The 19,890-nt window shown below is 54.5% G+C and carries 19 protein-coding genes and 2 pseudogenes; 16 read left to right on the forward strand and 5 right to left on the reverse strand.

Features of this window, described 5'->3' with window-relative positions:
- Positions 1-81 precede the first annotated feature (81 nt).
- The 13 genes and pseudogenes from sra (at position 82) to LCD46_11530 (ending at position 14,662) form a co-directional block, all read left to right on the forward strand.
- Positions 82-219: a stationary-phase-induced ribosome-associated protein gene (sra, locus tag LCD46_11470; protein ID UOY68741.1), complete on the forward strand. Its 138-nt coding sequence runs from the start codon at positions 82-84 to the stop codon at positions 217-219.
- Positions 220-393: 174 nt separating this feature from the next.
- The gene (locus tag LCD46_11475; protein UOY68742.1) at positions 394-2,091 is read left to right on the forward strand and encodes an NAD-dependent malic enzyme; all 1,698 of its coding nucleotides are present in this window, start codon (positions 394-396) and stop codon (positions 2,089-2,091) included.
- Positions 2,092-2,341: 250 nt separating this feature from the next.
- Positions 2,342-2,434 (forward strand): annotated as a pseudogene (locus LCD46_11480) (type VI secretion system tube protein Hcp).
- A gap of 5 nt (positions 2,435-2,439) precedes the next feature.
- A complete protein-coding gene (locus tag LCD46_11485) occupies positions 2,440-3,132 on the forward strand; it encodes a hypothetical protein (protein UOY68743.1) in 693 nt (230 codons plus the stop codon).
- Positions 3,133-3,367: 235 nt separating this feature from the next.
- Positions 3,368-3,847 carry a type VI secretion system tube protein Hcp gene (gene hcp / locus LCD46_11490; protein UOY68744.1) on the forward strand — a complete coding sequence of 160 codons (480 nt, stop codon included), beginning with the start codon at positions 3,368-3,370 and terminating at the stop codon, positions 3,845-3,847.
- A 631-nt stretch (positions 3,848-4,478) separates the two neighbouring features.
- Complete coding sequence (locus LCD46_11495) at positions 4,479-6,188, forward strand: ATP-binding cassette domain-containing protein (GenBank protein ID UOY68745.1); 1,710 nt, start codon at positions 4,479-4,481, stop codon at positions 6,186-6,188.
- 197 nt (positions 6,189-6,385) lie between these two features.
- A complete protein-coding gene (gene adhP / locus LCD46_11500; protein ID UOY68746.1) occupies positions 6,386-7,396 on the forward strand; it encodes an alcohol dehydrogenase AdhP in 1,011 nt (336 codons plus the stop codon).
- A 151-nt stretch (positions 7,397-7,547) separates the two neighbouring features.
- The gene (locus tag LCD46_11505) at positions 7,548-9,167 is read left to right on the forward strand and encodes a TIGR04028 family ABC transporter substrate-binding protein (protein ID UOY68747.1); all 1,620 of its coding nucleotides are present in this window, start codon (positions 7,548-7,550) and stop codon (positions 9,165-9,167) included.
- 10 nt (positions 9,168-9,177) lie between these two features.
- On the forward strand, positions 9,178-10,122 hold the full coding sequence (locus tag LCD46_11510; protein ID UOY68748.1) for an ABC transporter permease: 945 nt from the start codon (positions 9,178-9,180) through the stop codon (positions 10,120-10,122).
- On the forward strand, positions 10,119-10,970 hold the full coding sequence (locus LCD46_11515) for an ABC transporter permease (GenBank protein ID UOY68749.1): 852 nt from the start codon (positions 10,119-10,121) through the stop codon (positions 10,968-10,970). Before LCD46_11510 ends, LCD46_11515 begins: the two co-directional genes overlap by 4 nt.
- On the forward strand, positions 10,967-12,574 hold the full coding sequence (locus LCD46_11520) for an ABC transporter ATP-binding protein (GenBank protein ID UOY68750.1): 1,608 nt from the start codon (positions 10,967-10,969) through the stop codon (positions 12,572-12,574). The genes LCD46_11515 and LCD46_11520 overlap by 4 nt, the downstream gene beginning before the upstream one ends.
- A complete protein-coding gene (locus LCD46_11525) occupies positions 12,571-13,560 on the forward strand; it encodes a putative FMN-dependent luciferase-like monooxygenase (protein UOY68751.1) in 990 nt (329 codons plus the stop codon). Before LCD46_11520 ends, LCD46_11525 begins: the two co-directional genes overlap by 4 nt.
- A gap of 10 nt (positions 13,561-13,570) precedes the next feature.
- The gene (locus tag LCD46_11530) at positions 13,571-14,662 is read left to right on the forward strand and encodes an alkylhydroperoxidase domain protein (GenBank protein ID UOY68752.1); all 1,092 of its coding nucleotides are present in this window, start codon (positions 13,571-13,573) and stop codon (positions 14,660-14,662) included.
- A 5-nt stretch (positions 14,663-14,667) separates the two neighbouring features.
- Here the strand turns inward: LCD46_11530 and araJ are convergent, their stop codons facing one another.
- The 3 genes from araJ to LCD46_11545 all read right to left on the reverse strand — a co-directional run bounded on the left by araJ (position 14,668) and on the right by LCD46_11545 (position 16,715).
- Complete coding sequence (gene araJ / locus LCD46_11535; protein UOY68753.1) at positions 14,668-15,843, reverse strand: MFS transporter AraJ; 1,176 nt, start codon at positions 15,841-15,843, stop codon at positions 14,668-14,670.
- A gap of 155 nt (positions 15,844-15,998) precedes the next feature.
- A complete protein-coding gene (locus LCD46_11540) occupies positions 15,999-16,505 on the reverse strand; it encodes a YbjP/YqhG family protein (protein ID UOY68754.1) in 507 nt (168 codons plus the stop codon).
- An 18-nt stretch (positions 16,506-16,523) separates the two neighbouring features.
- Positions 16,524-16,715, reverse strand: a complete 192-nt coding sequence (locus LCD46_11545; GenBank protein UOY68755.1) for a hypothetical protein — start codon at positions 16,713-16,715, stop codon at positions 16,524-16,526.
- Positions 16,716-16,874: 159 nt separating this feature from the next.
- On the opposite strand from LCD46_11545, the gene ppk2 reads away from it, so the two are divergent.
- The 3 genes and pseudogenes from ppk2 to LCD46_11560 all read left to right on the forward strand — a co-directional run bounded on the left by ppk2 (position 16,875) and on the right by LCD46_11560 (position 18,307).
- Positions 16,875-17,693 carry a polyphosphate kinase 2 gene (gene ppk2, locus LCD46_11550; GenBank protein ID UOY68756.1) on the forward strand — a complete coding sequence of 273 codons (819 nt, stop codon included), beginning with the start codon at positions 16,875-16,877 and terminating at the stop codon, positions 17,691-17,693.
- 192 nt (positions 17,694-17,885) lie between these two features.
- Positions 17,886-17,984, forward strand: a pseudogene (locus LCD46_11555) (post-segregation antitoxin CcdA).
- The gene (locus LCD46_11560) at positions 17,984-18,307 is read left to right on the forward strand and encodes a CcdB family protein (GenBank protein ID UOY68757.1); all 324 of its coding nucleotides are present in this window, start codon (positions 17,984-17,986) and stop codon (positions 18,305-18,307) included. Before LCD46_11555 ends, LCD46_11560 begins: the two are co-directional and overlap by 1 nt.
- A gap of 51 nt (positions 18,308-18,358) precedes the next feature.
- Here LCD46_11560 and fdnI read toward each other — a convergent pair whose 3' ends face one another.
- Positions 18,359-19,015 carry a formate dehydrogenase-N subunit gamma gene (fdnI, locus tag LCD46_11565; GenBank protein ID UOY68758.1) on the reverse strand — a complete coding sequence of 219 codons (657 nt, stop codon included), beginning with the start codon at positions 19,013-19,015 and terminating at the stop codon, positions 18,359-18,361.
- A complete protein-coding gene (gene fdxH, locus LCD46_11570) occupies positions 19,008-19,889 on the reverse strand; it encodes a formate dehydrogenase subunit beta (GenBank protein ID UOY68759.1) in 882 nt (293 codons plus the stop codon). The genes fdnI and fdxH overlap by 8 nt, the downstream gene beginning before the upstream one ends.
- Between the last annotated feature and the right edge of the window lies 1 nt (position 19,890).

Raw genomic sequence — 19,890 nt, forward strand, 5'->3', positions numbered from 1 at the left:
GGATGTGCAACCTAAGGGGTTACATTTCGTTTGCGTGAGCAAACTGGTCCTTAAAACTATCAACAGGATTGAGGAGTTAACATGAAATCGAACCGTCAGGCACGCCACATTCTGGGACTGAACTACAAGCTTTCAAACCAACGTAAAGTGGTGATTGAAGGCGACCATGAAACGCAAGTCACTCACGCCACCGGCAGAAAACGCCACGCGGGCAAGTAAGTTCCAGAAACAGAACCTCAACACCATCGGTCTTCCGATGGTGTTTTTGTTTATGTGTTGCGGTAATTCATATTTAGCTCCTTTATAATACCGCTGACCGAATCCCGTAGCACAGGCCAGAAAGATGACAAACAGCAGTGTCAGGGACGGATCTTCATAAAAAGAGTGAGTGACATGGACAACAAACTGAAAAAACATCGTTCCTTATATATCCCTTATGCCGGACCGGTTTTACTCGAATTCCCCCTGCTTAACAAAGGCAGCGCCTTCAGCATAGAAGAGCGCAGCAGCTTTAACCTGCTGGGTTTACTGCCTGAAGTGGTTGAGACCATTGAAGAACAGGCAGAGCGCGCGTGGATCCAGTATCAGGGTTTCAAAACTGAAATCGACAAACACATCTACCTGCGTAACATTCAGGACACCAACGAAACCCTCTTCTATCGCCTGGTACAGAACCATCTCGAAGAGATGATGCCGGTGATCTACACCCCGACGGTGGGTGCGGCTTGCGAGCGCTTCTCAGAGATCTATCGTCGCTCTCGCGGCGTTTTCATCTCTTATCAGAACCGTCACAACATGGACGACATTCTGCAAAACGTGCCTAACCACAATATCAAAGTGATTGTGGTGACCGACGGCGAGCGTATTCTCGGCCTCGGTGACCAGGGCATTGGCGGGATGGGGATCCCCATCGGTAAACTCTCCCTGTATACCGCCTGTGGTGGTATCAGCCCGGCGTATACCCTGCCGGTGGTACTGGACGTCGGCACTAACAACCAGCAGTTGCTCAACGATCCACTTTATATGGGCTGGCGTCATCCGCGAATCACCGACGATGAGTACTATCAGTTTGTTGATGATTTCATCCAGGCCGTGAAGCACCGCTGGCCGGACGTGCTGCTGCAGTTTGAGGACTTCGCGCAGAAAAACGCCATGCCGCTGCTGAACCGCTATCGCGACGAGATCTGCTCGTTCAACGACGACATCCAGGGTACCGCAGCGGTCACCGTGGGTACGCTGATCGCCGCCAGCCGCGCGGCAGGCAGCCAGCTGAGCTATCAGAAAATTGTCTTCCTCGGCGCAGGCTCTGCCGGCTGCGGTATTGCCGAGCAGATTATCGCGCAGACGCAGCGTGAAGGGTTAAGCGAAGAGCTGGCGCGCTCTCGCGTCTTTATGGTTGACCGTTTCGGCCTGCTGACCGACGGTATGCCAAACCTGCTGCCGTTCCAGACCAAACTGGTGCAGAAGCGCGAAAACCTGAAAAACTGGGATACCGACAACGAAGTGCTCTCCCTGCTGGACGTGGTGCGCAACGTGAAGCCGGATATTTTGATCGGCGTTTCCGGGCAAACCGGCCTCTTCACCGAAGAGATCATTCGCGAGATGCACAAGCACTGCGAGCGCCCTATCGTGATGCCGCTCTCTAACCCAACCTCCCGCGTGGAAGCGACGCCGCAGGACATCATCGCCTGGACTGAAGGTAACGCCCTGGTTGCCACCGGCAGCCCGTTCGATCCAGTGGTGTGGAAGGATAAAACCTATCCGATCGCCCAGTGCAACAACTCTTACATCTTCCCGGGCATTGGTCTGGGCGTAATCGCCTCCGGCGCGTCTCGCATCACCGATGAAATGCTGATGTCGGCGAGCGAAACCCTCGCAGGCTACTCGCCGCTGGTCAACAACGGTGAAGGTCTGGTGCTGCCAGAGCTGAAAGACATTCACAAGGTGTCGCGCGCTATCGCGTTCGCGGTAGGTAAAATGGCGCAGCAGCAAGGCGTGGCGGTGAAAACTTCAGCCGACGCGCTGCAACAGGCCATCGACGACAACTTCTGGAAGCCTGAATACCGGAGTTATCGCCGGACGTCGATTTAACTCTGCGTTCCAACCGTTCCCTCTCCTCAAAAGGGAGAGGGAACGTGAACACCCTCCTCTCTTTATTTTCTTAGCCGCTACAACGGCGTTCCCCTACCCCTTATTTAAAAAATCAATAATTCAACGATAATTCATATCTCGTTGAAATATAAAATTTTCACATAACACTTTTTGCCTAATAAACAAATTCTTTTAAGGGTTTAGTAACGTTCCACATCACTAAACTCATTAATTTAAAAAGGGTATTAAAATGGCAATTCCGGCATATCTTTGGCTTAAAGATGACGGCGGTGCAGATATCAAAGACGCTGTTGATGTACAAGATCGCGAGGGAAGCAAGGAGCGGTCATGTGCTACAGAGATGAAGTGATAAGTTACTTGCAGGCGAATAAAATTCTTGCGTTAAAACTCGACCACGCATTAACGGGTGTAGGAAAAGCCGTATCAAATCAGATTGAAACGATCGGCGCAGGTGCAACGCGCGCACTGTATTATACGTCCTGCTTTACTGATGAATATCAGGACGTATGCAAGAAACAAAAAGCTGAAGACATTCGATTTAGAAACGGTGTTATTTATCTTCTTCGACATAACAATGTTGCGTATGACATGTTCAAAATTTATTTCGAAGAAATATTTAAAGATAAAACCACAGAACAGCTTGAACGTATCAAACAAATGCTTATGGCTGTTAATATCCATATTGCCGCAAGCTCACTCACAAACGTGGGGTTTGCTTTAGCAACGGCATCATTTGTCGCAGCAGGCATGAATCTAAACCTTGAAATCAGTGCCCTGGCAGGGCGAAGAGCGGGACAGGTTGTTGGGATTATTGGCATATACGGCATTGTCCAAAAAGCAGCAGACAGCGCGCATCGTCTTCACATTACTTATCCCGCTTACTACTCAGCGCTATACGTTCAAGAGTTGGAAATGATGTATTTCCTGATAGAGCCAGTGTTTGAGCGGGCTAAGGCGCTTACAGCACAATGGGCATCGGATGATGAAATTGCGGATATCATAACCAGGATGGTTCGATAACCATGATGAATCTTATTAAAAGATTTTTCAGGCGAATGTTCAGGTCGTTAGTTTCGTATTATGGCCCATCAGCGCTGACAGTAGTATTCGCCTTGATTCAGGGCTCATTATTTCCTGACGCCCCAATCTGGCTGATCCCCTTATTCTTTGTGTTTGTGATGGTTGTTTTATCAATATATGAAATTGCAAGATTCAAACGTTAGCATTATCGTAAATTTATGCATAAGGATATATTATGTCTATACCCGCACACTTATGGCTTGAAGATGAAAATGGTTCACCGATCGTTGGCAGTTGCCTTATGCCACTTCGTCTGGGGTCTATCGAGTTAAAATCCTTCTCTCACGGTGTCACTATCCCGGTCGATCCAAGCTGGGGAAAACTAACAGGAACGCGTGTCCATCGCCCTATCACAATAGTGAAGGAATTTGATCAAACAACACCACTTTTGTACCGTGCTGTCTGTGAAGGCCGAACCATGAAGAAGGCCACAATTAAAATGTACCGTATTCTGGAATCAGGTATTGAGGCCGAGTATTTCAATATCATTCTGGAAAACGTCAAGTTTACAACAGTTGCACCCTACCTGTCTCCTAACGGTATAAGCAGTACGCACCTTGAAACGCTCGAATTACGTTATGAAGCGATTACCTGGAAGTATACAGAGGGTAATATTATCTATCGTGATTCATGGAACGATCGTTGTTGTGCATGATGACGAAGAAAGCAAAGGATGCTTCGCCTCTAACTAAGAGAGAAAATGTTTAATTTAACCGCAGAGCAACGACAAGTGGTGAGAATGAAACTATATGATTGTCCATTAGTGAAGGTGGTACTCCTTGTAATTCTATGGTGTACCGTAGTATTTCTGTCATTAATCACATTATATAAAGTTATTCCACCAGATGCGCAGTACTCTTTTGCGGAGCATTTTGAAATCTATGGCGACGAATTGATTATGGATTTTGTGCTGTACCTTTTTTCAGTATAGCCGCATTCATTGCCTCAGCTCTTACACTAGCCCTGTATTTGCTTATACGGAAAAGATAATACAGGGCAGCAATGCTGCCCCTCTACTTGGTATACACTCGAAAACGTTGTATAGTGGTAGTTCATTACAAACTCATAACATATAAGGAGGCCAATTATGCTGTACTGTGAAATTTTCAATGTTTCACATACATTTGGTGATCGCACCAGCTCAAGCGTTATCGGTATCGTGCTGCGATAACTTCTGCTTGAGCGAAGACACCAACCCCTGAAATCCCTTCTCTCGGGCTTACTGAGTTATCGTCAGCGATGTTTGACGAGGCATAAACATGCCTGTAACTCTTGGGTAAGCAACAATGAGCACTTTACTCACTGCACAATCTTTACGCGTTGATACGGCGTTTGGCACGCTCTTCGACTCGCTATCCTTTACGCTGAAAAAAGGCGATCGCATTGGCCTGCTGGGCGATAACGGCTGCGGCAAAAGTACGCTGCTGAAGGTACTGGACGGCACTGACGCTCCTGCCGCAGGAACGGTTTCGCTGGCCGGGCAGTGCCTGATGGCACGGGTAGAACAACACCTCCCGGACGCTATTTTTCCGCTGACCATGCTGGATGCCGTGCTGGCACAGTTACCTTCTGCTGAACGTGACAGCCTGCGCTGGAAAGCCGAAACGCTGCTGGCAAGCATGGGCTTCACGCCGCAGGATATGGCGCTGCAATCCGCCACGCTGAGCGGCGGGCAGCACACTCGCCTGCTGCTGGCGCGGGCATTGATTCACGAGCCGGATCTGCTTTTGCTGGATGAACCGAGTAACCATCTCGATTTACCCACCATGCTTTGGCTTGAGCAATTTTTGCAGAACTGGTCAGGCAGCTTTGTGCTGGTCTCGCATGACAGACAGTTGCTGGATGCCGTCACCAACGGTAGCTGGATCCTGCGCGATAAAACGCTGCACTACTTCGCCCTTCCCTGCACGGCCGCCCGCAAGGCGCTTGAAGCAAAGGATGAAAGCGACGCGCAGCGCCACAAGGCGGAGCAAAAGGAGATCGACCGTGTGACCGCCAGCGCGAAGCGGCTGGCGACCTGGGGCAAGGTTTACGACAACGAAGACCTGGCCCGCAAAGCCAAACAGATGGAAAAACAGGTCGAACGGCTGAAGGAGAGCCAGACGGCACTCACGGCAGGCAGCCAGTGGACGTTAACCCTGCGCGGCGACGCGCTGCGGGCAGACCGTCTGCTGGAGATGGAAAACCTCAGCGTCCCGCCTGCGCCCGGGCTACCGCAGCTGTTTAACATCGACATGGCGCGGCTGAAAAGCGGCGATCGCGTGGCGATTGTCGGACGCAACGGCTGCGGCAAATCGTCGCTAATGAGGCTTATCTGGCAACAGTTCGCCGATGAGTCCGCAGACAGCGGGCTGAAAATCCACCCCCGCGTGTCGCCAGGCTATTACGACCAGACGCTGAATCAGCTACCGGACAACGCCACGCTGCTCGACGCGCTGGAGCCTTTCGCGCCGGATCCGCAGAACCGCAAAATGGCGCTGATAAGCGCGGGTTTCCCGTGGGCGCGTCACGTGCAAACGGTCAGCACGCTCAGCGGTGGCGAGCGTTCACGCCTGTTGTTCGTGGGCCTGACGCTTGCTCGCTATAGCCTGCTGATGCTGGATGAACCCACCAACCACCTGGACATGGAAGGCAAAGAGGCGCTGGCGCAAACCCTTCAGCAGTTCGAAGGTGGTGTTCTGCTGGTCAGCCATGACCGCCAGTTAATTAGCGAAAGCTGCAACCGTTTCTGGCTGATTGAAGAAGGAAAGCTGAGCGAGTGGCACGATGCAGAAGCGGTGTTTGAGCGTCTGCGTGAAAGCGCAGGGCTAGTGACATCCGCGGCGCCCGCTGCTGCCGCGACGGTTCAACCCTCGCCGTATGACGATCTGCTTGAACGGCTGGTCGCTCTGGAAACGCTGCTGGAAGACGATCTGGCACGGAAGCCGAAGCATCAGAAGCCGCAGCTTCAGGCGCAATGGCGTAAAGAGATTAAGGAGATAGAAGCACAGCTGTAAAACTGCGCCCGGCGAGTTGCTCGCCGGGCCAGTCTTTTCCCCCTTAATAATTAGAGGGATCGCCGTATTCTTAATCTTAAATCGAATCAAATGATGACATTATGTTGCCGTAGCCTTGCATTACCAGGCTAATGTATCAATCCTTAAGGGGTATTACACCTGCTATGCAAATTCTAATCATGAACAAGGAGATACACATGAAGGCTGCTGTTGTCACTCAGGATCACCAGGTCAATATCACCGAAAAAACGTTAAGACCGTTAAAGCATGGAGAAGCCCTGCTTAAGATGGAGTGCTGTGGCGTATGCCATACCGATCTCCACGTGAAGAACGGTGATTTCGGCGATAAAACCGGGGTTATCCTGGGCCATGAAGGGATTGGTATCGTAAAAGAAGTTGGTCCTGGCGTGAAATCGCTTAAAGTCGGCGATCGCGCAAGCGTGGCATGGTTTTTTGAAGGCTGTGGTCACTGCGAATACTGTAATACCGGCAACGAAACCCTGTGTCGCGATGTAAAAAATGCCGGTTACTCCGTGGATGGCGGCATGGCGGAAGAGTGCATTGTCACCGCAGATTATGCGGTAAAAGTGCCGGACGGTCTGGATTCGGCTGCTGCCAGCAGCATCACCTGCGCCGGCGTGACCACCTACAAAGCGGTAAAAGTGTCTGGTATTAAACCGGGCCAGTGGATTGCAATTTATGGTCTTGGCGGGCTGGGTAACCTCGCACTGCAGTACGCTAAAAACGTCTTTAACGCCAAAGTCATCGCTCTTGACGTTAACGATGAACAGCTGAAGCTGGCGGCAAGCATGGGTGCGGATTTAACTATCAACTCACGCAGCGAAGATGCCGCTAAAATTGTGCAGGAAAAAACCGGCGGCGCGCATGCCGCAGTCGTCACTGCCGTCGCAAAAGCAGCATTCAACTCAGCGGTTGATGCCGTGCGTGCCGGTGGCCGCGTGGTCGCGGTTGGCCTGCCACCGGAAGCAATGAGCCTCGATATTCCGCGTCTGGTGCTGGACGGTATTCAGGTTGTCGGTTCGCTGGTCGGTACCCGTCAGGATCTGCAGGAAGCGTTCCAGTTTGCAGCAGAAGGCAAGGTCGTGCCGAAAGTCACGATGCGTCCGCTGGAAGACATCAACGCCATCTTTAAAGAGATGGAACAGGGTCAGATCCGTGGCCGTATGGTGATTGACCTGCGTTCATAATCACCCACCGTTCAAGTACCGCTCCTGACAGGGGCGGTTTTTTTTATAGCCATTTTCCGGCAATCCTTATCTTAATTCCTTTGTTCCCTTGTTTTCCCCCGCGCCCGATGATGAATCCGACGCTAACAAGAAGATAACAAAGGAATTCACCATGCAAACCCCGTTTCGTCTGCCGCTGCTGACGGCGCTGATTCTGACGACCACCGCAGCCTGGTCCGCCGATGCGCCTGTTAAAGGCGGCACGCTGATTTATCTGGAGCAACAGGCGCACACCAACCTCTATCCGCCCGCCGGTGGCTTTTACCCGAACGGCGGCATTCTGAACCAGATCACCGACAAACTGACGTGGCAGAACCCCAGGACGCTGCAGGTGGAGCCCTGGGTGGCAGAAAGCTGGACCACCAACGCCGATAAAACCGAATACACCTTTAAAATTCGCCCAGGCATCACCTTCTCTGACGGCACGCCGCTGGACGCGAACGCCGTAGCGAAAAATTTTGATACCTACGGTTTAGGCAATAAGGCGCAGCGCCTGCCGGTGTCAGAAGTGATCAATAACTACGATCGCAGCGAAGTCATCGACCCGCTGACCGTGAAGTTCTACTTCAAAAAACCGTCGCCGGGGTTTCTGCAAGGTACCGCCACCATTGGCTCGGGTCTGGTCTCGCTCAGCACGCTGAAACGCAACTTTGAAGAGCTGGGGGATGCCCGTCATATCATTGGCTCTGGCCCGTTTGTGGTAAAGGACGAGAAGCTGGGTCGCGAAGTAACGCTGGAAGCGCGTAAGGACTACCAGTGGGGTCCCAAAAATCTGGCGCAACAGGGGCCAGCCAATCTTGATGGCATCAAGTTTATCGTGACTCAGGAAGACAGCGTACGCGTGGGCGCCCTGCTGGCCGGTCAGACTGATTTTATTCGCCAGGTGCAGGCATATGACGAAAAGCAGGCTACAGATCAGGGCTATAAGATCTATGCTGCCCCGACGCGCGGGGTGAACGACAGCATCAGCTTCCGTCCGGATAACCCGCTGGTCTCCGATATTCGCGTGCGCCAGGCGCTGCTGCATGCCACCAACGCAAAACAGGTGGTTGAGACCCTCTTCTCGGCCAACTATCCGCAGGCGAAGTCAGTGATTGCCGATTCCGCCGCAGGTTTTGTCGATCTCAGCGACAAATTGGCCTTTGACCCGGCTAAAGCCAACCAGCTGCTGGATGACGCGGGCTGGAAAGCAGGCAGCGACGGGATCCGCGCCAAAGACGGCCAACGTCTGGCACTGACGGTGTATGAATCCTTGCCGCAGCCGCAAAACAAAGAGGTGCTGCAGCTGGTTGCCCAGCAGTGGCGACAGGTGGGCGTGGCGTTGAGCGTCAAAGCCGGTGACGCAGGCAGCCGCACGCTGGATAACCTTGACCCGCTGAAAACCCCGTTAACCGTCTCCGAAGTGGGCCGCGCCGATCCTGACGTGGTGAAAAGCATGTTCTACCCGGCTAACCGCGACGCGCTGCTGCAAAAAGGCGGGTCCAGCGACAAGGTCAAAAACTTCCGTGACGACAAGCTGAATGAACTGCTGGTGAACATTTCTGCTGAAGTCGATCCGCAAAAACGCCTGCAGCTGACGGGGGACGCCCAGCGCTACCTGCTGGATAACGCCTACGTTATTCCGATTTTCGAGGAGCCGCAGGTCTTTGCCGGTGCGCCGTGGCTGAAAGGCGTCAATTTTGAAGCGGTAGGCCGCCCGTCGTTCTACGGCGCGTGGATTGAGAAACACTGAGGAGCCGACGATGCGCCACGCACTTCTTCAACGCTTTGGGCACGGGCTGCTGGTACTGTGGGCCGCCTTTACCCTCTCGTTCGTGTTGCTCCAGGTGCTGCCGGGCGACGCGGTGCTGATTAAATTTCAGAACCCGGACCTGGGCTTAAGCCCGGCGCAAATCGAGGAGATGCGCGTGGCCTACGGCGCGGACAGCCCGCTGTGGCAGCAATACGGTCATACGCTGCTGGCGATGCTGCGCGGGGATTTCGGCTATTCGCTTCAGGCCGGGGTGCCGGTCAGCGAGCTGATTGCCAGCAATCTGCCGGATACCCTGAGCCTCGCCCTGCCTGCCTTTTTACTCGCGGTCCTGCTGGCATTTGCGCTGGCCTTTGCGTCGCGCCTGCCGGGTCTGCGCTGGCTGAGTAATACCCTCCAGTCTCTGCCAGTCCTGTTTATCTCTTTACCGACGTTCTGGCTGGGGATTGCCCTTATCCAGCTCTTTTCTTTCCAGCTGCGGCTGATCCCGGTGATTAACCCGACGCCGCTGCAGGGGCTGATCCTGCCAATCGTAACCGTCGCGATCCCAATCTCCGCCCCGCTGGCACAAATTCTGATGCGCAGTCTGGACCAGGTGGCGACGCAGCCGTTTGTCGCCGTCGCCCGTGCCAAAGGGCTGAGTGAAACCGCTGTCCTGTGGCGTCACGTGACCGGCAACGCCCTGCTGCCAGTGCTAAATATTGCCGGGCTGCTGCTCGGCGAGCTGATTGCCGGGGCGCTGATCACGGAAACCGTTTTTGGCCGCAGCGGTCTCGGGCAACTGACCCAGCAGGCGGTGAATAACCAGGATATTGCCGTACTTCAGGCGGTGGTGATGATTTCCGCCCTCGGTTTTGTCCTGATCAATCTGCTGGTGGACCTGCTGATGCCGCTGCTGGATCCCCGTCTGCAAACCGTTACCGGAGGTGCATCATGAGCCTGGTCGATTACGCTGCCGCCGCGCGAAAACGCGTTCCCGCCTGGCAGGGCGTCGCGTGGCAACCAGGACTGTGGCTGGCATGGGCAGTAATTATCATTGCGCTTTTTGCCGCCGTGGCGCCCGGCCTGTTAACCCACTACAGCCCGATTGAGGGCATCGCCGGTGCACAGCGCCTGACGCCGCAGGCGGGACACTGGCTCGGCACCGATCAGCTTGGTCGCGATGTTTATACCCGTATTGTTTATGGTGCGTCCCACTCCCTGAGCGCGGCGCTGGCCGCCGTGACGATGGGTCTGCTGGCAGGCACCGGCTTAGGGGTGGTTGCCGGGGCGTTCGCCGGACGCGTCGAGTCTCTGCTGATGCGCTTCGTCGACGTGCTGCTGTCCATCCCATCTCTGCTGCTCTCGCTGACGGTGATTATTCTGCTCGGGTTTGGCACCGTTAACGCCGCGATTGCCGTAGGCGTGGCTTCAATAGCCAGCTTCGCCCGCCTCGCGCGCGGTGAAGTCGTGCGCATCCGCCACACGGATTATGTCGAAGCGGCGTTTGGCTGCGGCGGGACGTTTTTCGCCGTGCTGTGGCGACACATCCTGCCCAATGCCTTAACTGCCGTCATCGCCTTTGCCACGCTGCAGTTTGGTCAGGCCATCCTGGCGCTCTCCACGCTGAGCTTCCTCGGTTACGGCACCCCGCCGCCGGTGCCGGAGTGGGGCTTATTGATTGCAGAAGGCCGTAACTATCTCTCTACCGCCTGGTGGCTCACCACCTTCCCCGGCGTGGTCGTCATCGCCGTGGTGCTGGCCACCAACCGTATCAGTCAACAGTTCAGCGGAGGCCTGAAATGAGCGTACTCTCGGTAGAAAACCTGACCATCAGCTACCGTACCGCGCGCCAGTGGCGCGAGGTGGTGCATAACGTCAGCTTCACGCTCGGGCGAGGAGAAATGCTGGCCTTTGTCGGCGAGTCCGGCTCCGGCAAAACGACCACGGCGCAGGCGATCATCGGTCTGCTGGCCGATAACGCCCGGCGCGATGCGGGAAAAATCATTCTCAACGGCGAGGAGATAAGCCAGTGGTCCGCTAAGCGTCTCGATACCCTTCGCGGTGCGCGAGTTAGCCTGGTTCCGCAGGACCCGGGTAATTCGCTCAACCCGGTGAAGACCATCGGTGCGCAGGTTGGAGAGATTATTCAGCTACACCAGAAAGTGACTCGCGCTCAGCGCGACGAGCAGGTGCTCGCCCTGCTGACAAAGGTCGGCCTGAGCCATCCCGAACAGCGCATGAACCAGTATCCGCACCAGCTCTCCGGCGGGATGAAACAGCGCGTGCTGATTGCCATCGCAATAGCGCTGCGCCCGGACGTCATCATTGCCGATGAGCCTACCAGCGCGCTGGACGTGACGGTGCAAAAACGCATTCTCGACCTGCTGGATATCCTGCGCCGGGAATCGGGTACCGCCGTTCTGTTTGTCACCCACGATCTCGCGCTTGCCGCTGAGCGCGCGGACAGGCTGCTGGTTTTTCGCGATGGCGAGGTTCAGGAGCAGGGAAACACCGCCGATATCGTGCGCACGCCGCAGCACGCCTACACCCGTCAGCTGTTAAGCGATCTCCAGGGCCAGCGCCTGACCATTGCCCCGGTGGCAGGTCTGCCGCTCGCGTCACCGACCATTCGCGCCCGCGCCATCAGCAAACAATTCTCCCTGGGCAAAGGCCATCAGCTTCAGGCGCTGGATCGGGTAACGTTTGACGTCAGGCGCGGCAGCACGCATGCGCTGGTGGGTGAGTCCGGCTCCGGAAAAACCACCCTCGCCCGTATTTTGCTGGGTTTTGAACAGGCCGACAGCGGACAGGTCATTATTGATGATATTGATGCCACTACGCTTAGCCGCGAGGCCCGTCGCCAGCTGCGCCAGAAGATCCAGTTTGTCTACCAGAACCCGTTTGCCTCTCTCGACCCGCGTCAGACGCTGTTTGAGATCATCGAAGAACCTCTGAAGAACTTTTCTCGCCTCAGTAAGGCGGAGCGAAAGGTCCGGGTGGAGACCGTGGCGCAGCGGGTTGCCCTGCCCGTCGATATTCTGAGCCGCACTGCCCGTGAGCTTTCAGGCGGGCAGCGCCAGCGCGTGGCTATCGCGCGGGCGCTGATCCTGGAGCCGACCATTCTGGTGCTGGACGAAGCCACCTCCGCGCTGGACGTCACCGTGCAGGCGCAGATCCTGGCTCTGCTTCAGCAGCTGCAGCAGCAACTGGGGTTGACCTATCTCTTTATTACGCACGATCTGTCCACGGTTCGCCGAATCGCCCACAGCGTCACGGTGCTGCGCAGCGGTCAGGTGGTCGAACAGGGCGACGTCGGAACCTTATTCACGTCGCCACAGAACGACTATACCCGCGAGCTGATTGCCGCCATTCCCCATTTTTCACCCGCTACAGAGGAGTTCGCATGACGCGAAAACGCCTGGGATTTTTCACCCGCCTGCTTGACGACGCTACGCCGAAGGAGCGCTATCGCCTGGCAACTGAACAGATCCGCCACGCCGAACGCCACGGTTTTGACAGCGCCTGGATTGCACAGCACCACTTCCACGAAAGCGAAGGTGGCCTGCCGTCGCCGCTGCTGTTTCTGGCACACGTCGCCGCGCATACGGAAACCATTCGCCTGGGCACGGCCATCATTACCCTGCCGATGGAAAACCCGCTGCGTGTGGCGGAAGATGCCGCCGTGCTGGATCTGCTTGCAGACGGACGCCTGGAAGTAGGCTTTGGCTCAGGCGGCACGCCGACCTCTTTTCTGCCGTTCGGCCTGACGTTTGAAGAACGTGCGACCGCGTTTGCCGAGAACCTGCATGTGATCCAAAGCGCCTGGCACGGGGATTCGCTCACCCATCCGGATAACCACCTGTACCCGCCAGCGCCACAGCTGGCTGACCGTATCTGGATAGCCACCTTCTCAGTTGACGGTGCCGTTCGCGCCGCGCAGGCCGGACACGGTTTAATGCTCTCCCGCACGCAGCCGCGCCCGGCAGATCGGCTGGATTTAACGCTCGACGCGATCCAGAACCCGATTGTGGATGCCTACCTCGATGCGCTGCCATCAGGCATCGCCCCGCGTATTCTGGCCTCCCGTACAGCCTTCGTCGCTGACAGCGATGACTATGCGCTCAGAGTCGCAACGCCGGGTCTCGCGAAACAAGCTCAGCAGCATCGCGCTGCCGGATACACGGTCAAAGGTGACAACGTCACTGATTATCGTCGTCAGTTCGATGCCCATATCGGTTCGCCTGATACGGTGCTGCGTTCACTTAATGCGGATTCCATTCTCAGGCGCGCCACGGATATCTCATTCCAGGTCCATTCGGTCGAGCCCACCCATCGAGACACGCTGCGCTCCATCGGACTGATCGCCGAACATATTGCCCCCCACATCCTTTGAGGAGACACCTATGTCATTAAGTCAGGACATTCTCGCCGAGCTGGCGGAAATTAAACCCGGTTCCCCTCTGGCAGAGGCGCGCGCCACGCGTGATGCCGCCACACGACACGCGCAGGGCAGCTACGAAATTCTCTTCAGCCAGCAGGACACCGATTTCCCACTCGATGAACGCTTCACTGTGGCAGCAAAAGTTGCCAGATGGCACAACGCAGAGGCGCTGGCCGCGCACTACGCAGGGTTTGGCCTGGCCGATCCGACCACGGAACGGCTGACCCCGGCGCTGAGCTTCGCGCGTCTGCTGACGTTCTCACCCGTCGAAGCGACGCCTGCAGCGTTAAAGGCGCTGACCCAGGCGGGATGGAGCAAGGAAGGCATTGTTACCCTAGCGCAGCTCGTCGCATTTGTGAGCTTCCAGAGTCGACTCATCACCGGACTGCGGCTGCTGAACGACAGGCCCGTCGCCAAAAGCGATGCGCCGGTGACGGCAGGCATCTGGCACACGACCGCAACAACGGTCACCGGAAAGGCGGCACCCGTCGCGTTTACCCAGCAGGAGCTGGGATGGGAACCGTGGATAGCGGCCAAACCGCTGGCGGATTTCCGTGACGATGAGGTTGCCATTCTGGCGAAATTTGGCCATACCGATTCTGACTACTTCCGCCTGCTGGGGAGCAACCTGCCGGTGCTTGAACAGCGCACGCTGACCGATAAAGGAATTTTTTATACATCGGGGGGATTACCGCGCGCCGAGCGCGAGCTGGCCGCAACGGTCGCCAGTAAAATCAACGGCTGCATTTACTGCGCATCTGTCCATGCGCGTAAAGCCAGCCAGCTGTCAAAGGATGACGCTGCGGTAGAGGCGCTTCTGGCGGTGCGTCCCGGGCAATCCCTGAGCGACGGGCAGTCTGCGCGCTGGCAGGCGGAGATCAATTTTGCAGCGGCGCTGTCGGTTACGCCGCCTGCCGCCACGCCGCTGCACCTTGCCGCGCTGGAAAAAGAGGGGCTGGATACCCTGGCGCAGCTTGATCTGGTGCAGTCCGCCGCGTTCTTCGCCTGGGCCAACCGCCTGATGCTGACGCTGGGAGAGCCCTGGCTAGCATGACTCCATCAGGCTAGCGCGCGAGCGTTAGCCTGAGCCTGTCTGGCCCGCAGATGGCCGTAGATCAGCAGCGAACTCATGGCCGAAAACGAAAGGAGTGCGGCAGGCAGCGTGACATAACTCCAGCTAAAGCCAAGCGTAATCATCATGCCGCCGAAAAATGCGCCAACCGCACTGCCGAGATTAAATGCCATCTGACCGCCTGCGGCACCCAGCATCTCACCGCCCTTCGCATTCTGCAGGAGCAGAATTTGCAGCGGCGCAGAGAGCGCGAACAGCCCGGCACAGCAGATAAACCCCATGACCAACGAGGCCGTTTTCAGTTCACCAAAGGCAAAAAGCAGCAGCAGAGAAGTCACAATCACCATGTCGGTGGTGGCCGCAATGCGCAGCGGGCTAAAGCGACCCGAGAGTTTGCCACTCAACAGATTGCCCAACACCATACCAAGTCCCATCAACATCATGATGGCTGTCATCACCCCTTCGGTGAAGCCGGAGACGTTGACCATAAATGGTTTAACGAAACTGAACCAGGCAAAAACCCCGGCGTTGCCAAACATGGTGGCAGCAAAAATCAGCCAGGGTTCTGGTTTTTTAAGGAAGTGGAACTGCTCGGTCAATTTGATTTCTGATGTGTCGTGGATATCCGGTACCCAGAGCAGAACCGAGAGGATCACCAGCGCATCGAACACTGCAATCAGGAAAAAGGTATAGCGCCAGCTGAATTCGTGCCCCAGCCAGGTGCCCAGCGGAACGCCCACCAGGTTAGCCACCGTCATGCCGGCGATCATTCCGGCCACCGCGACCGTCACCTTCCCCGGTGGCGCAATTTTGGAGAGGATAATCGCCCCGACGCCGAAAATCGCGCCGTGAGGGAATCCTGAAATTAAGCGTCCCGTCGCCAGCCAGAAATATGACGTTGAAAAGGTAAACAGGGCGTTTCCGACGGCGGATATCGCCACCAGAAACAGCAGCGTAGTCTTTAAAGAGAGCTTGCCCGAAAACAGCGCCATAATCGGCGCGCCAATCACCACCCCGAAGGCATAAAACGAGATCATATTCCCGGCAGAGGGAATTGAAATCCCGGTGTCATGGGCCAGCTCGGTTAACACTCCCAAAATGCCAAATTCAGCCATTCCCAGACCAAAGGTGCTCAGCGCCAACGAAAAAATTGTCTTTTTCATACTTCAACCACTGGTTAATCACTCGCGACGGGCATTATTGAATAATCTTGTATGGTGAGCCAGTTCAAATGAACTGGCTGACACGTTAATCCATTAATTCAGATGCTTTATCCAATATTTTTTTAAATCTGGTGAGAGGGTTTGAGGTGTAGTTTTTACAATGCGCTTTCTGCCGCTGCTTTAGCGCGTGTAATAGCGCCAGTATTGAAAATTGGATGCTCGTGATTGTTCGTTATGTCACGAACGCGGTAGATTTTCCATGCATCACCTTCACGACGAAGAAATACTTCAAGGTGTATGCTTCTCCCGCCACCCGCCCCCTCAATGACCTGGACTACTTCACCGTTTAAAAATGGTCTTGCGTTTTCCACTCGTAACGCAGGTATCCATTCGCGAGAGTAATCCTGAGTATATGTAAAATAGTCGGACTCTATTAACTCTTGTTCAGAGATTTCCTGAATGGCACCAATGCGAACAATAGTATCAGCAGAAACATATTTACGCAGTTCGTCGGCAGGGTAAGGCCTGGCTTCATCACTGCCGAATGCGGAAAGATAGGATTTATAAAATGATTTGGTAGTGTCTTGCGCACTCTGATCATGATTGGCTGTCGAACTACATCCCACTAACAACATACCGAGTAATATAAATATCCTTTTCATCAATGCATCCTGTAAATTTTAAAGGTTGGTTGCATTTTGCGATACCCCGGCCCTGAATTCCGCCCCACAATCTTTTGCATAATCTGTGTTCGGTACCTTAACACCTCCAGCCAGCATGGCCAGGCGGGTAAATTTAGCACATTCACTATGAGAGTGCCCCAGAGCGTGTGAACGGAGATACGAAACTGCAGCTTCTTTATTCCAACTCATTCTTAGTTCCTTTAAGTAAATAAGAATGAAATTATCCCATTAACCACACAATGTGAGCGGTATTAAAAGTGCTGATTTTGTTGCGTCCGCGACGATCTATTACACTTCATAGTGCGGCCTCGCTTTTTTCCCGCGCCGGATAACCTGAGGATGACAATCATGGGAAGCAAAAAGAAAACCAGTGCCACTGTTGATGTCGTAAAAAATGCACCGCTAAAAACCAAAGAGTATGAGCAAGAGCTTCGTCGCCTGCACGTTGAACTGGTTAAGCTCCAGCAATGGGTTGTCGCCAAAGGACTCAAAGTGTGTATTGTTTTTGAAGGACGGGACGGCGCCGGCAAAGGCGGTACCATTAAAGCGATCACCGAGCGCGTCAGTCCACGCGTGTTCCGCGTGGTTGCCCTTCCCGCGCCAACCGAGAAAGAGAAAACCCAGCTCTATTTTCAACGTTATGTTCCCCATTTGCCTGCCGCCGGGGAGATCGTCATATTTGACAGAAGCTGGTACAACCGCGCGGGTGTCGAGCGGGTAATGGGATTTTGCACCCCTGAGCAAGTTGAGAAGTTCCTTGACGGCACGCCAGTGATGGAAAAAGCGATGGTGGATGCAGGGATCATCCTGCTGAAGTACTGGCTGGAGGTGACGCCGAAAGAGCAGGAGCGCCGTCTGCGTGACCGCATTAACGATGGTCGTAAAATCTGGAAGCTGTCACCGATGGATATTAAATCCTTTAACCTGTGGGACGAGTATACCCTTGCGCGCGACGCAATGTTTGAAGCCACCGATACCGCCTGGGCGCCGTGGTTTGTGGCGCGTTCAGAAGATAAAAAACGCGTGCGCCTGAATATTATTTCGCACCTGCTTACGCAAATCCCGTATAAAGAAATTCATGTCGACAAGGTGGATTTACCGAAACGTAAAATCGGCAAAGTGAAACCCACCAAATACCCGTTCCGGTATGTTGAAGAGCGGTTCTGAAATTACTGGAATACGCCTCGCAGAATGTAGATTACCAGGGGGTAAAGTATTGTTTTTTGTTGGCTGCGGTTGATAATAACCGCACCAACAAAGGAGCTTAAAATGAAACCAAACCGAAGCAAAGACTATGGTAAAAGGGAGAGCGTGGCGAGTGGAGTCTCCCGTGAAGCCCAGACACAAGAGGCGCAAAGACGACAGCATCAGCAAGATAAAGAGTTCATAAGAGCCATGAATGAATTTACGGCTAAAGCGGGATTATTATCAGACGATCCTTTCTTTGGAGGGATTTAATGTGCTTTCAGTTTGACGTTTACCGTAACCCTTCAGAGAGAACCCGGGACTATCAACCTTATTTTATGATAATTCAACATGACTATTATGATGATTTATCAACAAGACTGATTATTCCATTAAGTTACCACAATTATTTATGTGGACATATCAACGCCGCGGCGCCCTTAGTGAATATTGATTTTGAGCGATATTTTCTTAACACCGCTGGCATAACACACGTGGAGAAAAAGAAACTAAATAATAAAAATTATGTATGCAATCTTCGCAGCGCGAGGAGTACTGTGATTGCAGCGATAGATGCGTTAGTGACCAATACATAACGTAGGCCCGCGCAAGTGCAGCGCCGCCGGGCAAAGCCGACGGCGCAGGTCTTACTTCATGCCTTCCGTACTTTCCTGTTTCGCTTCCAGACGTTCCACATCACGATACCAGCGCGGGTGGTGTTTTTGCGCCCAGCGGCGGCTCACCTTCCCTTCAATCATGCCTTTAATCGACCCTTTAACCCAGAATGCCATATACATATGGATCAGGATGGCGTGGATCAGAATGATGGCCGACGTCGCGTGGATCAGCAGCGCGTAGCGCACCGCCTGAATAGGGAAGTAGTGTGCAAAATACGGACGCCAGATAATCACGCCGGTCACCAGCAGCACAAAAATCATGCTCATGATGGTCCAGAACATCATCTTCTGCCCTGCGTTGTATTTGCCCACTTTCGCGACTTTATGCTCGTTACCCTTCAGGACTTCGACGATCCCTTTCACCCATGGGATATCCTGCTTGTCCGGGATGTTGTGATGGACAAAGCGCACGAACATCAACATCAGCACCCCGAAAATCAGCACGCCGAAAAACGGGTGCAGAATACGCCCCATTTGCGGAGTACCGAAGGTTTCGGTCAGCCACTGCAGCGTCGGGAAGAAGAACGAAATCCCCGACACCGCCACCAGGAAGAAGCAGATCACCACCGTCCAGTGACAGGCGCGGTCGACAAACTTCGTGCGCACGATCATTTTCGACTTACTCATGATGATCCTCCTCGTCGTCTACCTCTTTGTTTGGCCCAATCCCAATGTAGTGATAAATCAGCCCGGCAAAGGTGGCGATAAAGCCCGCCGCTGAGAGCGGTTTAAGCGCCCCTTTCCACAGATTGATGGACGTATCGATCGCCGGATCCTTCGGTAAGTTGTGGTACAGCTCCGGCTGGTCGTTATGGTGCAGCACATACATTACGTGCGTGCCGCCCACACCCTGCGGATTATAAATACCGGCCTTGTCGTAACCGCGTGCTTTCAGCTTGTCTACCCGCGCCTGCGCCACGTCCAGCATCTCTTTTTTGGTGCCGAAGTGGATAGCGCCGGTCGGGCAGGTCTTCACACAGGCTGGCTCCTGCCCGACGCTGACGCGGTCCACGCACAAGGTGCATTTGTATACCCGGTTATCCTCTTTATTGAGGCGCGGGATATTAAACGGACAACCCGCAATGCAGTACCCGCAGCCGATGCAGTTATCCTGCTGGAAGTCGACGATCCCGTTGGCGTACTGAATAATCGCGCCGGCAGACGGGCACGCCTTCAGGCAGCCCGGATCTTCACAGTGCATGCAGCCATCTTTGCGGATCAGCCACTCCAGCCTGCCGTTCTGCTCGGTTTCGCTAAAGCGCATTACTGTCCAGGATTTGGCGCTCAGATCCGCCGGGTTATCGTAAACCCCTACGCAGTGCCCAATGTTGTCGCGGATATCGTTCCACTCCGAGCACGCCACCTGGCAGGCCTTGCAGCCCACGCAGGAGGAGACATCGATAAGCTTGGCGACCTCTGCCTTGTAGTCCCGCGCGCGGGGCGCGGGAGTTATCGGGTTAGTCGCGGAGCGTTTGATAACGTCTTGTGTTTCCATCGCCATG

The sequence above is a fragment of the Enterobacter ludwigii genome, assembly GCA_023023105.1.
GTDB classification, from domain to species: Bacteria; Pseudomonadota; Gammaproteobacteria; order Enterobacterales; family Enterobacteriaceae; genus Enterobacter; species Enterobacter adelaidei.

What these genes read in the sequence shown, in the direction of transcription:
- LCD46_11505 (UOY68747.1), top strand. Translation starts at nt 7,548, where the DNA reads ATGCAAACCCCGTTTCGTCTGCCGCTGCTGACGGCGCTGATTCTGACG.
- LCD46_11515 (UOY68749.1), top strand. Translation starts at nt 10,119, where the DNA reads ATGAGCCTGGTCGATTACGCTGCCGCCGCGCGAAAACGCGTTCCCGCC.
- fdnI (UOY68758.1), bottom strand. Translation starts at nt 19,015, where the DNA reads ATGAGTAAGTCGAAAATGATCGTGCGCACGAAGTTTGTCGACCGCGCC.
- LCD46_11475 (UOY68742.1), top strand. Translation starts at nt 394, where the DNA reads ATGGACAACAAACTGAAAAAACATCGTTCCTTATATATCCCTTATGCC.
- LCD46_11485 (UOY68743.1), top strand. Translation starts at nt 2,440, where the DNA reads ATGTGCTACAGAGATGAAGTGATAAGTTACTTGCAGGCGAATAAAATT.
- LCD46_11525 (UOY68751.1), top strand. Translation starts at nt 12,571, where the DNA reads ATGACGCGAAAACGCCTGGGATTTTTCACCCGCCTGCTTGACGACGCT.
- LCD46_11495 (UOY68745.1), top strand. Translation starts at nt 4,479, where the DNA reads ATGAGCACTTTACTCACTGCACAATCTTTACGCGTTGATACGGCGTTT.
- LCD46_11510 (UOY68748.1), top strand. Translation starts at nt 9,178, where the DNA reads ATGCGCCACGCACTTCTTCAACGCTTTGGGCACGGGCTGCTGGTACTG.
- LCD46_11520 (UOY68750.1), top strand. Translation starts at nt 10,967, where the DNA reads ATGAGCGTACTCTCGGTAGAAAACCTGACCATCAGCTACCGTACCGCG.
- araJ (UOY68753.1), bottom strand. Translation starts at nt 15,843, where the DNA reads ATGAAAAAGACAATTTTTTCGTTGGCGCTGAGCACCTTTGGTCTGGGA.
- LCD46_11560 (UOY68757.1), top strand. Translation starts at nt 17,984, where the DNA reads ATGTGCTTTCAGTTTGACGTTTACCGTAACCCTTCAGAGAGAACCCGG.
- ppk2 (UOY68756.1), top strand. Translation starts at nt 16,875, where the DNA reads ATGGGAAGCAAAAAGAAAACCAGTGCCACTGTTGATGTCGTAAAAAAT.
- LCD46_11540 (UOY68754.1), bottom strand. Translation starts at nt 16,505, where the DNA reads ATGAAAAGGATATTTATATTACTCGGTATGTTGTTAGTGGGATGTAGT.
- hcp (UOY68744.1), top strand. Translation starts at nt 3,368, where the DNA reads ATGTCTATACCCGCACACTTATGGCTTGAAGATGAAAATGGTTCACCG.
- sra (UOY68741.1), top strand. Translation starts at nt 82, where the DNA reads ATGAAATCGAACCGTCAGGCACGCCACATTCTGGGACTGAACTACAAG.
- LCD46_11545 (UOY68755.1), bottom strand. Translation starts at nt 16,715, where the DNA reads ATGAGTTGGAATAAAGAAGCTGCAGTTTCGTATCTCCGTTCACACGCT.
- LCD46_11530 (UOY68752.1), top strand. Translation starts at nt 13,571, where the DNA reads ATGTCATTAAGTCAGGACATTCTCGCCGAGCTGGCGGAAATTAAACCC.
- fdxH (UOY68759.1), bottom strand. Translation starts at nt 19,889, where the DNA reads ATGGCGATGGAAACACAAGACGTTATCAAACGCTCCGCGACTAACCCG.
- adhP (UOY68746.1), top strand. Translation starts at nt 6,386, where the DNA reads ATGAAGGCTGCTGTTGTCACTCAGGATCACCAGGTCAATATCACCGAA.